At 55.8% G+C, this 15,141-nt stretch carries 7 protein-coding genes; 2 read left to right on the forward strand and 5 right to left on the reverse strand.

Translation table 11 applies throughout. The features are described from left to right. Window positions 1–31: 31 nt before the first annotated feature. The 4 genes from Dvar_RS00920 to fdhF all read right to left on the reverse strand — a co-directional run bounded on the left by Dvar_RS00920 (window position 32) and on the right by fdhF (window position 8,996). A complete protein-coding gene (locus Dvar_RS00920; RefSeq protein ID WP_419659851.1) occupies window positions 32–2,230 on the reverse strand; it encodes a hypothetical protein in 2,199 nt (732 codons plus the stop codon). 511 nt (window positions 2,231–2,741) lie between these two features. Continuing rightward, the gene (locus tag Dvar_RS00925; protein ID WP_419659852.1) at window positions 2,742–4,949 is read right to left on the reverse strand and encodes a molybdopterin-containing oxidoreductase family protein; all 2,208 of its coding nucleotides are present in this window, start codon (window positions 4,947–4,949) and stop codon (window positions 2,742–2,744) included. A gap of 109 nt (window positions 4,950–5,058) precedes the next feature. Continuing rightward, window positions 5,059–6,003 carry a methyltransferase domain-containing protein gene (locus Dvar_RS00930; protein ID WP_419659853.1) on the reverse strand — a complete coding sequence of 315 codons (945 nt, stop codon included), beginning with the start codon at window positions 6,001–6,003 and terminating at the stop codon, window positions 5,059–5,061. Window positions 6,004–6,242: 239 nt separating this feature from the next. Beyond that, entirely contained in the window at window positions 6,243–8,996 is a 2,754-nt protein-coding gene (gene fdhF / locus Dvar_RS00935) for a formate dehydrogenase subunit alpha (RefSeq protein WP_419659854.1), read from the reverse strand. A gap of 714 nt (window positions 8,997–9,710) precedes the next feature. Between fdhF and Dvar_RS00940 the strand changes: the two genes are divergently transcribed. Then, a complete protein-coding gene (locus tag Dvar_RS00940) occupies window positions 9,711–10,049 on the forward strand; it encodes a DUF6951 family protein (RefSeq protein WP_419659855.1) in 339 nt (112 codons plus the stop codon). Here the strand turns inward: Dvar_RS00940 and Dvar_RS00945 are convergent. Next, a complete protein-coding gene (locus Dvar_RS00945; RefSeq protein WP_419659856.1) occupies window positions 10,046–12,322 on the reverse strand; it encodes an ATP-binding protein in 2,277 nt (758 codons plus the stop codon). The two genes, Dvar_RS00940 and Dvar_RS00945, sit on opposite strands and share 4 nt — an antisense overlap. A gap of 297 nt (window positions 12,323–12,619) precedes the next feature. Between Dvar_RS00945 and Dvar_RS00950 the strand changes: the two genes are divergently transcribed. Further along, window positions 12,620–15,115 carry a M1 family metallopeptidase gene (locus Dvar_RS00950; protein WP_419659857.1) on the forward strand — a complete coding sequence of 832 codons (2,496 nt, stop codon included), beginning with the start codon at window positions 12,620–12,622 and terminating at the stop codon, window positions 15,113–15,115. The last annotated feature ends 26 nt before the right edge of the window (window positions 15,116–15,141 follow it).

The raw sequence follows: 15,141 nt of genomic DNA on the forward strand, positions 1-15,141 counted from the left end.
CGTTTTATTTAGAGTCTTTAGAAACAGGCATTTAATCGACCAGTTCGCCCTTGATGACCTTCAATTCAGCGGACGGTTTATCCCCCACCAGATCGGTTTTGCTTGAATCAAACGTCAGTGTTGGCGGTGCGATGGTTTCGTCGATGACCAGATCCGAAGCGTCATCCGGGTTTGTCGCTTCCCGCATGACCACGCCGACTTCGGCACCCTTGACCACATAAGTGTTACTCTCACTGTCGGTCAATACGACACCGTCTTTCAGGCTGAACATCGGCTGCCATTCATCCAGGTCGGCGTCATAGGTCCATGGAATATGAAGCTCGGACCCATCGTAATCCAGGCTGAAGGTCTTGCCATCAAAGGTGGTGCTGCCGTTCAGATCGTTGTCGGTGCTGTGTACATAGGTAAACTGCAGCGGCGCCGTGAATGAAACAAATTCGTTGCTGGCGTTTTTAAGCGCGGTGTACTGATCCCACTGGTTTGGCCCCGTGCTCCAGGAATAATAGATGTCGGCATCGTAAGCCTGCCACTGATTCTCCTGGGTATATTCTTCCGTCGTCAGCGGGCTCATCCAGGAACCATTCGTCGTGTCCACCAGGGGGGTGCCATTCTCTTCAAGCACCAGATCGGCAGCATTGAAAGTGAGCATGGTGGCGGCGGTTGGATTGGACATCCAATACTCTTCGTGATTCTCACCGACCACTGGACCCCAGTAGTAAAACGTCCAATCCTCGGCGGTCGACGGGTCGATGGTTTCTTCGGTATGGAAGGAAAAATTGGTTGCGTCGGTCGGTGTGGCGTCGTTGGCATAAAGTCGTCCCAGGCCCATATAGGCGTTGAAGGCTTCACACCACGCCCCGTCCCATTCATATGCAAACGTCACGGCACCATACTCACCGTACTCGACCTGACCCGTTTCGTTGTTGCGGTAACCAATTTTCTTGAACTCGGTGCCGTCCCAGGCAATGATATAGTCCACGCCCTCGGTGCTATCCCACATGGACATCTCCACGTCGGTGAGCTGTGCCAGGGTCACCTGGGTCCTGGTGTGTTTGCGCAGTTTTCCGCCAATGGTAAACACCGTGTATGCGTTGCCGTCCATGTCAGTGACCGTGTCGCCGTTTTCGACCGTCACACCGTCGTTGACCCACAATCCCCAATAGCCGATGTAACCGTATTCACCGGTTTCCAGGGTGATCGGAAAACCGCCGCTCATGGAAACTTTGTCGCCGCTGTCCGCGTCGAACAGTTTGTAGCGGTAAACCTTTCTATGCAGGCTGTTTTTATCATAAACAGTCGGCTGCGCTGCATCTGCCTCTTTTTCTTTGAAATAATTTTCATTGTAGGCGATGTAGCCGACATAGTCTTCTTCTCCGGATCCGCCAGGATGCTCATAAGCCTCATAGGCATTGACATAGGCATGGCCTTCACTCAAATCAGAATTGGAAACCAGCCGAAAACGATTGTTCCACTCGTAAGCCTCGCTGCCATTGTCCTCATCGCCCTGGTCCACACACTGAACGACAACGTTTCCATCGTCGTCGGCATCCACTTTGATCGCCATGTGCATGGTTTCGGTGTCTGTTTCTGCGCCGTTTGCATCAAGTTTTACGCCCACAAAATGGGCTTCCAGCTGACCGTAGGGATAGTCGTCGCTGACTCCTTCGGAAACGGTAAAATGGCCGCGGATGAGCATTGCCGCACCTCCAGGGCCGTCGGTTTCGATGACCCAGACCTTGACGATCATCGGCGCGGTATTGCTGGCCCGGGTCACCTGAACGGTAATTTCCATCAGCTCTTCGGTGGTTGTAGCGGTGGTGCTCGTTCCGCCACCGCTTTGTTCGCTGTCACCGACTTTTTTTACCAAGGCTTTGTAGGGATCTTCATTGACAAAATGCTCATAGCCGGTATCTTGAACCACAGCGAGGATATCGTTGACCATATCCAGGGCATCGGTGTCTTCAACCCACACATCTTTGCGCTGGTTCTCATAATCCGTGCCGGGATCATCAAAAGCACGGAACAATCCTGCCTTGCTTGCCGAAAATGACCGGGCGGATCGGCTGGAGTCCGAATCGTCGACACTGGTGATTGAAATCCGATCAGGCATGGACAAGGCACTGACCGTTGATGTCGAGCTGTCAGTACTACCACTACTGCTAGTACTGCTATCATCGCCACCGCCGCCACAGGCAATTAAAAAACCGGTGGTCAGAATCATCGTAATCATCAGTCTTACGAGTCTGAACCGGTTTTTAACAGCGTTGTTTGCTTTTGGCCGATTTGCTTTCGAATCTGTCCTTTTTTTTCTCATGCTTGCAACTCCGATATGGTTGAACGTTCGATACTGCGTTAAATCAAAAGGGATAATTATCCCGCCAGCACTAATTCAATTCATATGACCGTTGTCGGACAATCGGAACCTGGTATCGGGCCATTGTAACTATAACTTTACAAAATCAGTTGTGGACCCGCCCCCGAAAGCAATCTTAGGGGTTGTTATTTTTGGAAATTTTTTTTTGCATGAAAATGCAAGATGTTGGCGTTATCAACGCGCGCGAGAAAGATCGGTGATCGTTATATAAAACAGTGTTTACAGCAATGGATGGCGGTTACTGTCAGTTGGCCACCAAGGGACCGGTGAGGCTGGACATGGGGCGTTGCAGGCGGAAAGCGACTACGATTTGTAGCCGCTTTGCAGCACTGCTCTCAGGGGGTAAACAGGGGGTGGATCGAAAAAGTTAGCCGCCGCATCCCAGCGTCGGGTCGGCCGAGGCTGCTCCCCGCCGTACCCGTTTCTTTTTTTTTACCTGGCACAGGAGCGTTTTATACACCGGAAAACCGGAGATCTCGTCATATTGCGCATCGTCGGTGAGCTGGTTGACATTGGCCTGTTGCCACGATTCAGTGCCTAAAGGCCCGCCGCCGCCCACCGGTGCATAGACAAAGCCGGGCATGATTTTATCGGTGACAAAGGCCCGCATGGGCACCTGGCCGCGGGCTGTTTTGATCATCACCAGATCGCCGGTGTTTATCTTGCGCTGCTCGGCATCTGCCGGATTCATCTGCACCATGGGATCCGGATACTTCTTGATGAAACTGGGAATGGCGCGCAGACACGATTTCATGTCCGGTTTGAACGGGCCGGTGCCCAGGATCAGGGGGAAGCGCCGGAAAAGATCCGGATTGCTCACCGGGGTTTCGTCGGATTCGTCATAAACAGGCAGGCCGTTATAACCGTATTGCTCCAGGATACTCGACTTTATTTCGAATTTGCCTGACGGGGTTTCGAAGCCGGGCTTTCCGTCGGCGCGCAAGAGGCCCTTTTCCCATTTTCGATAGACCATGGGCGTCTTGGGCAGGGCGAAGGTCTTCCTGTCGGCCACCATCAGGTCGGCCAGCGTGGTATCGGACTTGGCCAGGGTATCGGCCAGCAGCTGGTCCGGATGCTGCGGAAACTGGTCGCCATAGCCAAGGCGTTCGGCCAGTTCCACAAGAATCTGATAGGCAGGCTTGGATTGCCCCACCGGCTCGATCATCTGTTCCCGATAACGGATGGCGTTGCCGTAATAGCAATAGGAGGCCTGCTCAAAGGCGGTGGTGGCCGGCAGCACCAGATCGGCATAGGCGGCATCGCGGGTCAACTGCAGGTCGATGCTCACCAGAAAATCGAGCTTTTCCAGGGCCTGTTGCCAAAGCGACGGGTTTGGCCAGGCCGTGAGCAGGGACGCGCCCAGTACGATCAACCCTTTGACCGGATAGGGATCCTCGTCGATGATCGCCCGCGGCAGGAGGATCGCATGGGGTTCATCGCCGCAGTAGTGGGCGTAAACCGGGAATTTGCCGGCGCCGATGGAACGGTCTAGGCCGGGGGAGGCCAGTTGTCCCTCGGTGGCCAGAGGCAGGGTGCGGCCGAGTCCCAGAAAACAGCGTCCCCCCTCCACGTCCAGTTGGCCGGCCAGGGCCCACAGCACCATCACGGCGCGGATATTCTGTACGCCGCTTTTGGTATATTCCAGGCCCGTGTACATGACGTAACTGGCGCCTTCGGCATCCACAATGCGCTCGGCCAGATCTTCGATGGTATCCTGGTCGATGCCGGTCAGCTCAGCCACGCGCTCGGGCGGGAATTGTTTGACATACTCGGCCAGCTCTTCGAACCCGACGGTCCAATCTTCCACGAAGGGTTTATCGTAAATCCCGTCGCGGATCAGGATATGGCAAAGGCCCAAGGCCAGAGCGCCGTCAGAGCCGGCCCGGATGGGGATCCACTCGGCATCGGGAAGCTCGGCGGCTGCGGTCTTGCGCGGGTCGATGACAATGATTTCGGCGCCCTCGTCGGCCGCGGTCTTAAGCTGTTCAAACAGCGCCGGTGGGGTCGACGTGGACGGATCGGTGCCCCAGACGATGATCAGATCGCTATTGTCCACATCGGAGAACATATCGATATGCAAACACCCCATGGTCAGCTTGGGGGCCAAAACGCCCAATGACGTATAACAGGGTGCGCCCACCCCGAAGGTGTTGGGCGATCCGTAGGGAAAAAGAATGCTGGTGGCCAGATAGATTTCGGCCCCTTTGAGTTTGAAGGCATCCTTGAAGGCCCGTTCATAGGAACCGGTTCCCGCATAAAAGGCCGCCGCTTGCGGGCCATGCGTGGATTTAATTTCGCTCAGCTTGTCGACGATGATCGTGTAGGCCTCGTCCCAGGTGATGGGTTCAAAATCATAGCCGCCATTGGGACCGACCCGTTTCATGGGCTGGGTGAGGCGTTTTTCCGAGTAAATTACCTCTTCGACGCTGCCCGCGATGGGGCAAAGGACCTTGCCCAGGGGGGCATCGGGATCAGGGGTAAGTCGCACGATCCGATCGTTCTCATCAAAATGGACATTGACGCCGCATCCCGGGCTGTGAAAACAGAGCCCGCAGATACCGTGTTTGGTTTTCAAAACAAGTCCTCCTTTAAATTTCAGCGACTATTGGATTTGCTGAAATTTAAAACTTTTTTCGTGCAATGCAACATTGGGCATATAATTGGTGGTAATGTTCAGGAAGTTGTTACTCGCGGCGGCCGATCAGATACTGCGAGGTAATATGCTCCCAAAGATTTTCGGTCTTGCGGATTTTCCAGGCCACATTGCCGTCTTCGGCGATACCCAAGGGGGGATCGAACACACCGAATTCACCGGCAAACAGGCGCCGCATGGTGTCGATGCCACGGGCGCTGTACTGGGCGTTGCCGTTGCCGCTGAGCCAGCGCTCAGGCGGAGAGACCGCCTCGTCCCAGGAAAAGGGATCGGAAAACAAAAACATGGCCGAATGATCCCGCATTACCCGGTTGATTTCCCTGAGATGTTTCAAGGGGTCGGGCACTTTTTCGAGCAGGTTGATGGCTGCTGTTGTGGCAAATGCACGTTCCCGGAATGGCAGGGCCAGGGCATCGGCGACGATAAAGTCGACGTTGGTGAAATCCTGGCTCTCATCGAAACAATAGGTTCGCGGCTCGGTGATATGGCCTTCCACGATCAGGTCGAATGAGATCTCTTTTTGTGTGAGAATCTCACGGGCTTTGCGGATAAAGGCAATTGAGGTGTCCAGGCCGATCACGTGATCGTGGGTCGCGGCCAGATCGAAAGAAAGTCGTCCCACGGCGCAGCCGACATCCAGGGCATCCCCGTGTGTGGGGGTGAAGCCCGCCGACCAGACCTGGTAGGCCTGTGTGGCCTTAGGGTCGTCAAGCAGATCGCCGAAATGGCTCCACAGATAGGCCGAGAGCATTCCGGGCGCGTTGTATCCGCCATGGTCGCTCAGAATATCGCGCGTTTTTTCAGGCAGAAGCACGGCAACACCCTGCTCAATCGGATAAATGGCCTTGCATTGAGGACACGTCATTTCGCCATCGATGATATCATCGCCCTGCGTCTCGCGAGCGGTCAGGTCCAGTGGTATTTCGGCGTCCAGACATTGTGGACAAATCAGTTTGTCGGTCATCCATTTTTTCATGGTTGATCACCTATTTGGAAGATTATCAATAAACAAGGAGGCAGTATACATGCGCAGTGGATGGGATTCAAGTGGGCAGGGCGATTAATGCGGTTAACTCACATTTATCTCACGGTTTTTTTGTCATATGGTCATTACCATTGCTGGTTAGGCGTGAGATGTCAACGGTCAACATCAAGCATGGAAAAGGGTAAACCATCGGCACGGGGGAGGGGGTGCCGATGGTTTACTTTGTGTGCCTACAATTTCTCCAGCCGGACCGCACAGGCCTTGAATTCGGCGGTTTTGGAAATCGGATCAAAGGCCGGATTGGTCAGCCAGTTGGCGCAGCCTTCCCGGAAATGAAAGGCCATCCACACCAGTCCGGGCGGTACCTGTTTCGTGATCCGGGCCGGCACCTCCACCGAGCCGCGCCTGGAGACGACGCGGATTTTTTCTCCCTGACCGATACCCAGCGCCTCGGCGTCCGCCGCGGAAATATCGGCGGTTTCCGATCCGAGCAGGGTGTTGAGCCCTTCGCAGCGGCCGGTCTGGGTGCGGGTATGATAGTGGTAGAGGCGCCTGCCGGTACTGAGCACAAATGGATATTCCGCATCAGGCACCTCAGCCGGCGGGGCCCACTCCAGGGCACTCAGATTGCCCTTGCCGCAGGTGAATTTTCCGTCCCTGTGCATGATGGTGGTTCCAGGGTGGGTTTCATCAAACACCGGCCACTGCAGACCGTCGGTTTCAATGCGGTGGTATTTAATGCCGCTGAAAATCGGCGACAGGGGCGCCACTTCATCGTCCCATATCTCCTGGCCGCTGGACGATGACCACACCTGTCCCATACGGCGGGCGATCTCTCTGAAAATCCACCAGTTGGGTTTGGCTTCCCCTGGCGGCTCGACCGCCTTGCGCACCCGGCTGACCCGCCGTTCGGCGTTGGTAAAGGTGCCGTCATCCTCGCTCCAGGCCGCGGCCGGCAGGACCACATGGGCAAAGCGGGTGGTCTCGGTTTCAAAGATATCGTTACACACGACGAATTCGGCCTCGAGCAGACAATGTTCCACATGGCCTATATCCGGTTCGGTGTTGGCGATATTTTCACCGAACACATAAAGGGCCTTGATGCTTCCATTTTCCAGCCCGTCGATCATATCGGGGATCATCAGCCCGGGCGTATCGGGCAACTCCACCCCCCAGGCCTGGCTGAACTTGGCCCGCGCTGCCGGATCGGTGACTTTCTGGTATCCGGGATAGTCGGCGGGCAGGGCTCCCATGTCGCAGGCACCCTGGACATTGTTCTGGCCCCGCAAGGGGTTGACTCCGCCGTACTCGACCCCCACATTGCCCAGCAGCATCTGCAGGTTGGCGCAGCTGAGCACGTTGTTGACCCCACAGGTGTGCTCGGTGATGCCCAAGGTGTACATCAGCATGGACGGTCTGACGGCGGCCATTTTGCGGGCCACCGCACGGATGGTGTCGGCCGGCACGCCGCTGATCTCAGAGGCCCGCTCCGGCGGGTACTGCATGACAACCTCCCGCAGCTCATCGAATCCCACGGTGTTGGCCATCACATAGTCCCGATCATACAGCTCCTCGGTGATCAGCACATGCATCATGCCGTTGATCAGGGCCACGTCCGACCCGACCTTGATCTGCATATAAGTTTGGGCATGCTCGGCAATGCCGTTGAAGCGTGGGTCGGCCACGATCAGCTCGGCACCGTTTCGAACGGCCTGCTTGACGAAGGTGGCTGCCACCGGATGGGCCTCGGTCATGTTGGAACCGATCACGAAAAAGAGCTTGGCGCCCAGGACCTCGGCAAAGGAGTTGGTCATGGCGCCCGAGCCGAAGGCCCGCGCCAGGCCGGCCACGGTGGGCGCGTGACAGGTACGGGCGCAGTGGTCGATGTTGTTGGTACCGATGGTGGCCCGGAAAAGTTTCTGCATATTGTAGGAGTCTTCGTTGATGCTTCGGGCGCAGCTGATGCCGGCCAGGGCGTCGGGACCGTGAAGCTGTTTGATCTGTTTGAACTTTTCGGCCACCAGGTCCAGGGCCTCGTCCCAGGAGGCTTTGCGAAACGATTCGCCTTCGCGGATCAGCGGATGGGTGAGACGTTCGGGTGAGTGGATGAAATCATACCCGAAGCGCCCCTTGACGCACAGCCGGCCCAGGTTGGGCGCGCCTTCCTCCACGGCGGTGACCTTGATCACCCGGTCGTTCCGTACATGCAGCCACTGCTGGCATCCCACACCGCAGTAGGGACAGGTGGTGCGCACCTTCTCTGCCTCACTGCCGGTGGCCAGGCCAAAGGCCTTTTTTTCGAATAGGGCGCCGGTGGGACAGGCCTGCAGACACTGGCCGCAGTGGGTGCAGTTTTCATAATCCACCAACGGATACCATCCGTTGGGATGGTCTTCGCGGCGGCCATAGGGCGAGGGGATGGCCGCATTGACCTGAACCTCGTTGCAGGCCTGGATGCAGCGGCCGCAGCCGATGCAGCGGCTGTAGTCACGCACGATCATGGGCGTGGCGTCGTCCAGCGGATGGCCGTCGATTTTCTGGTCGATGCCGGCCACGCTGACTTCGTACTCGATGGCCAGGTCCTGTAGCCGGCAGTCGCCATGGGCGGGACAGATCTTGTCATGCCAGGGTTGCTCCATGATCGCAAGCTGGCTTTCACTCCAGCTGGACTGGGGATGATCCATGAGCAGGCAGTTGTGAGCGCCGGCGGCCAGCATCATCTCTATGATCGCCTTGCGTGCGGTTCTGACGGCCGGGCTGTCGGTAAGAATGCGCATGTCGGCGCCGGCCGGTGTGGCGCAGGCCGGCAAGAGCTGGTCGCTGCCCGCCACCTCCACCACACAGATGCGGCAGCCTCCGGTGGCGTGGGCCTCTTTCAGATGGCATAGCGTGGGGATGACCACGTCGTTTTGCTGAGCCACCTCCAGGATGGTTTGTCTGGTTTCAAAGGAAACGGTTCGGTCATTCAGACTGAGCGTAGGCATGGGAGAAATCCTTTCTATTGAGTGTTGATGCCCGGCAAAACGCAACGGGGCTATGGACCCGTTATGCAACCAGACCGGACGGCAAGCCGGTCTGTCGCGGCGCGGTTTCCGTTTTCAGGCGATTGGGACCCTTGGCTGGTCAATGTTCCTTGGTCTGGAACGATCGGGTTGCCATCACGGGCAACGGTTGTCGGGCACTCAATTGAAGCTGCTGGTGCGACCACAGGCGGGCGGTGATAAAGGGAGAACACATGATGGTTGATGGGCTAAGATCATCAATCGTAATCCTGCTGTTGATATTCCGAGGATTAAATTTTTCGCGCAACGCCGATATCGGGCAAATTGGCCATTTCTGGATGGACACTAATTAGATTCTGTAGGGCACCGGATAGGGACGGGTGCCGTCAGCAACAGACCCAGCGGGTTGCCATCCCGGGCAACATCATTGCGGGCGTGCTCAAGTGAAGCCTGTGCTGCGGTAGATGGGGGACATGGGGTCTTTCGAGTTCGGGTGAATAAACAATTATGTCAAAACGAGCATTATGCTACTAGGAATATGCAAAAATGTCAATCCATGGTAGCGCCAAATCACGGGCTGTTACATATCGAAATGAGAAAAATTATGCTATACAAAGATTCTCGAAAATTCGGAGGGCTGAACAATGCGTGCCCCATCGCTATTTTATGATTGCCGATGGGCGTTGAAAGGGGATCATGAAAGCACACACAATGGTGGATGCCGGGGTTTGCGGATTCAAGACCAAAATTACAGCCGTTTCCAAAGACGGCAGATCTGTTGAGCTGCGCATGGGCAGCAATTGTGAAACGATCAAGGCGCTGGGGCGGACGCTTTGCTCGAAAAATCCATTTGACGCCCTTTTGGAGCTGATGCCAACCAGTGAGAGTGTGGTGTTGGCCACCTGCCGGCCGGTATTGCAGAAAAAGGGCGGCTGTGAGGCGTGTGTGATTCCCGCGGCTGTGTGTAAAACCCTGCAGGTGGCGGCCGGTTTGGCATTGCCCAGGGATGTGAGCATCAAAATGAGCAAAGATTAAATGTCTTCCAGAACGGATTTTACGGCTTTGGCCAGGGTCTCGAAGCGGTAGGGTTTTTTCACATAGGCACCGGCGCCAAGCCGCCTGGTTTCCTGGACGCGTTCTGATTCGGAAAATCCACTGGTGATCACAGCCCGCTGACCGGGGCAAAAGTCAATGATGCGACGATAGGTTTCAAGGCCGTCAATGCCGGGCTCCATGATCATGTCCAGCAACAGAAGATCCACGGATTGCCGGCGTACATGACCAACGGCGGCCTCGCCGCTTTCCACACTTTCCACCTGATAGCCCAGTCGCGTGAGCATGTCGGTGGCGATTTGCCGCTGCTCTTGGATATCGTCGATAACCAGGATCCGCTGGCCATCGCCCATCAAGTCATCAATGGTTTCCGGATCACTGGACTGAATCCGGCAGGCTGTGGTGGCGGGTAGAAGAATCGTCACCGTCGTGCCTTGTTGGGGCGTGCTGCTGACATCGATGGCGCCATTGTGATCCTTTACCGTTCCCCACACCACTGCCATCCCCAGGCCGGTGCCACTGCGCCCCATCACTTTTTTGGTATAAAAGGGCTCGAAAATACGGTTAATATCCTCATCCGAGATGCCAATGCCGTTGTCCGCCACCGTCAGCACCACATAATCACCCTCCTGGATATCCTCATAGCCTTTTATCGGTGTGTCGATGTAGCGGTTTTCTGTTTTAATACGGATGATTCCCTGGTCCACAGAGGCTTCAGCGGCATTTGAAACCAGATTCATCACGGTTTTGGTCAAATGGATCGGGGAGCCACTGATGTCCAGTAGATCGTCGACTATATTCAATTGCAAATCGATGCCCGGATAATGGTCACGCAAGGCTTTGTATTCAGGACTTTTCAGGTAATCCTGGATAATTTGGTTCAGATTGACTATCTCGGCTACAGACACGCCGCGTCTGGCCAGCGTCAACAGATCCTGAACAATGTTGGCGGCGCGTTCTCCGGAGCGTTGGATCGTGCGGATGGGTTTTTTCAGCGGGCTTTTGGGTGGAAGGTCCATCAGAATCAGTTCGGGATAACTGACCAGGCCTGACAGGATATTGTTCAGGTCATGGGCCACACCGCCGGCCAGCATCCCCAGCGCCTCCATTTTCTGAGCGCGCTGCAACTGGTCGATCAGCCGCCGGTTTTCTTCTGCCGCGCTGACCTGCCTGGTGATGTCTCTGACAATACCGATCGCCAATTGGTCCGATACGGCAACCAGCCGGCATTCATAATGCCGGATGCCGTTGTTGAAAGACAGCTGGTACTCGAATACCTTCACACACCGGATGTCAAACGCGGCTTTGAGCTGCCTATGGAAAACGTGGCTGATTTCACTAGGCATGACGCGGTCGATCCTGTAACCGACGATCTTTTCAGCAGGCGTATGGAGTTCTTCCGCTTCTCCGCGTACATCAAGAAAACGGCCTTCGTGATCGAACTGGAAGATGACATCGGGAATGGCATCCAATATCGCCTTTGTCCTGGCTTCGCTTTCCCTGCTTTTTTGCTCTGCCTGCTTTCGATCCCGCACCTCCTTTTGCAGTGACTGCTCGCGTTTGCGAATTCTATCGGCCATACTGCTGAACCGGCGGGCAATATTGATCATTTCCTCATGATGAACCTCATCGAAGCGGTAGTCATAATCTCCCCGGGCGACCCGATCCATTCCCTGGTACAGGAGTGCCATGGGTTTACGCATCAGTACGCGCAGAAGGATGCCGGTGGCCGTGGTGATGACCACAAAGCAAACCACCAGCACGACGATGGCGATGTTGCGAAGCCAGATCTGATCGCTGTGGTAGGTGTCCAGGGAAAGGGCCAGACGGATTTGGCCGATCGGTTTTCCACCATGTTTGATCGGTTGCTCACGGCGGATCTGATGGGTCCCCGTATCGAGTTGGTATTGATACAAAATGGTTCCATCACCATCCTGAATAATAAGGGTGGTGACAATATTATTGCGGGTGTATCCTTCTCCGATGCGCTGGATCTGCTCGTCATCAAAGTCCCACATGGGTACCGCCAGCGTTTCGGAGAGGTTGACGGCGTATTCGTCCGCCTTGGTCTGCAATTGCCTGTACCAAAGATCGGATTGTCGATTATAGAGCAAAAAGAGAATGGCGCCGACCACCAATACCACCACAGTCACCAGACTGATGGCCAGTTCGGTGGACAAGCTTCTGCGTTTAAACTTAAACAAACCGGCGTGCCGTTTTTTTGCAGCGGGCGTTTTGTTTTCGAGATGGGTCACGTGAACACAAGCTCCTGGGACTTTTTTCCTATTCAGGTCCAACGCCTTATTTCAGGCAAATTCGCTGATTGCTGTCATTTGCCTTTATTTTTTTGTTTACCGGTTCTCAAAAACGGATGACACGGGGCATGGTTGCGTGGCTCTGTTGATCATCCTTTAGATTGTGATGGTTTGTCAAATTAAAACCCAAAAAACGGCTTTCGTCCAGGTCGTGCCGGTGTTACATTCACCCAGAAAAGGTTTTGAAAGCAGACACCAAGGCAAGCCGCTTGTCATTTCTCATCAATGGAGGTAACCGTGACCGCAGCCATCAGGCCGACAGCCTACACATTGGTCATCGAGCCGGATCTGGAACGATTCCAGTTTGCCGGCCGAATGACGCTGACCGCAACAATCGAACAGCCCACCGAAACCATCACCCTGGATTGCGCTGAACTGGCCGTCTGGAAATGCCGGGTCAACGCTGAAGGGGCCGACGATGATCCGGCAGATTGTTCCTTTACGCTGGAACCGAAAAAAGAGAAATTGACCATCCATCTGCCCGAGGCCATTTCGGGCACCGTTGCCATGACCATCGACTACATGGGTCAAATCAACAACCGCATGGCCGGTTTTTATCGCAGCCGGATCAACGGTGGTGGCGCATACGATCATATCGCCGTGACCCAGTTTCAGGAGAGCGATGCCCGCCGAGCCTTCCCCTGTCTGGATCATCCGGCCCAAAAAGCGGTTTTCACGATTACCATGATCATCCCCGAGGCGCTTACGGCCATTGCCAACACTGGCGTCGACCGTCTCCGGGTCCTTGACGATGGCCGCAAAGCGGTCGTCTTCCATCCGACTCCCAAAATGTCCACATACCTGCTTTTCTTCGGTGTGGGGCCCTTTGAGATTCACAAGGACGACCAGGATGCGCGGGTGCGGGGGGTATGTTTGCCGGGCATGGGGGATCAGACCGAATTCGGCCGCCGGTTTGGTCGCAAGGCCCTGTCCTATGGTGAGGAGTATTACGCCATTGATTATCCCCTTGATAAAATGGATCTGATCGCCGTCCCGGATTTTGCCTTCGGTGCCATGGAAAACTGGGGGGCCATCACCTTTCGGGAGAATCTGCTTCTGCATGTGCCCGGCGTGACCTCGCGTGAAGGCGAATCAAGGATTTGCGAGGTCATTGCCCACGAGATCGCCCACCAGTGGTTCGGCAATCTGGTGACTCCCGAGGATTGGAAGTACCTTTGGCTGAATGAAAGTTTTGCCACCTACTTCGGATACGGGATGGTGGATCACCACCATCCGGATTGGGAGGTCTGGCATCAGTTTGTCCGTAACCAGACCGAAACTGCCCTGACTCGTGACGCCCTTGTCGAAACCTTTGCCATTGAAATGCCCGGGGACGTTCAGGTGGCCATTACCACCAGCACGGCACCGATTATTTACAGCAAAGGGGGCAGCATTCTGCGGCAGCTGGAGGCCTGGATCGGTCCGGATCATTTTAAGTCGGGATTAAGGCGTTACCTGACGGAGTTTGCCTACGGCTGCGCCGCCAGTCAGCACCTGTGGGAGTCGCTTGCCGCTGTATCCGGTATGCCGGTGGACGTGTTGATGAAAAACTGGGTTACTCAGCCGGGGTTTCCCGTGATCACCGGCAGAAGAGATGGTGACACGCTTTCCTTAACGCAGCGCCGGTTCACTTTCCAGGCGCATGACAGCGCACAGACCTGGATGGTGCCGGTGACGGTTATCGCCTATGCCGCCGACGGCAGTGCCAGCACCCAGACGCTGTTCCTGGACCGGGCGGAAGGAGAACTGACCCTGCCGCCGGACACGGCCGCATACAAGATCAATCCCGATCAGACGGGTTTTTACCATACCACTTATGCAGAAACCGAAAACCTGACCCGCCTTGGTTGCCTGGTCAAGGCGCAGAAGCTATCGGCGATGGATCGTTGGGGCATCCAGAATGACCTGTTTGCGTTGGTCAAGGCGGGAATTGCGCCCATGGCTCACTTCCTGGACATGGCCGACAACTATCTTACGGAAAAGGCGTATTTGCCTTTGACCAGTCTGGACAGCCACCTGTTCGAGGCCTTCCTGGTCCTGAGCGGTGATGTCCAAAGCCGCATTGCCCAGACCGCAACCATGGTGACCAATGCGGCCCTGAAAACCCTGGGGCATCTTCCGGTGGCCGACGAAGCGCCCACCACGGCCATGCTGCGCGACCAGCTGTTGGTACACGGTGCGCTTTTGGGCAATACCGAGGTTCTTGATTTTCTGACCGATCAGTTCAAGGCGTTTATGGGGGGCGGCATTGTTCCGGCTGATATTTTTCGCGGTGTCATGACCGCCGGTGCTGTGATGGGGGACACGGAAGCGCTGGACGGTCTTATCAAGCGCTTTGAAGAAAGCACGGTCGAGCATGAACGCATGACCCTGGCCACCGCGCTGGGGGCGTTCGGTCAGCGCCAGGTGTTGGACCGCGCATTGGATTATGTACTGGACAACGTCCCCGATCGCATCCGGTTTCTTCCGTTGGTGGCGGCCGCCGGGAATCCTGCGGCCAGCGAGTCCCTGTGGCCGTGGTTTGAAACCCATCTGCCGCGCATGGAGGCGATGCATCCCATGCTGTTCGAACGGGTGGTGGCCGCTTTCGTGCCCGGTCCCGGACTGAGCGATGCCCAGCGCACGCGAACCTTTTGTGATGCGCTGCAGGACAAGCATCCGCGGCTCAAGGATGTACTGGCCCTTTCACTGGAGCGTCTGGCGGTGAATCAGGCATGGCGTGAGCGATCGTAGTGCCCCTTTCTGATTCAGAAAGGGCA

Origin of the sequence: Desulfosarcina variabilis str. Montpellier (genome assembly GCF_048565275.1) — a bacterium.
Classification (GTDB): domain Bacteria; phylum Desulfobacterota; class Desulfobacteria; order Desulfobacterales; family Desulfosarcinaceae; genus Desulfosarcina; species Desulfosarcina variabilis.

Excerpts from the sequence above, each read along its gene's own strand:
- fdhF (WP_419659854.1), bottom strand. The coding sequence starts at position 8,996 with ATGCCTACGCTCAGTCTGAATGACCGAACCGTTTCCTTTGAAACCAGA.
- Dvar_RS00930 (WP_419659853.1), bottom strand. The coding sequence starts at position 6,003 with ATGAAAAAATGGATGACCGACAAACTGATTTGTCCACAATGTCTGGAC.
- Dvar_RS00920 (WP_419659851.1), bottom strand. The coding sequence starts at position 2,230 with ATGATTACGATGATTCTGACCACCGGTTTTTTAATTGCCTGTGGCGGC.
- Dvar_RS00940 (WP_419659855.1), top strand. The coding sequence starts at position 9,711 with ATGAAAGCACACACAATGGTGGATGCCGGGGTTTGCGGATTCAAGACC.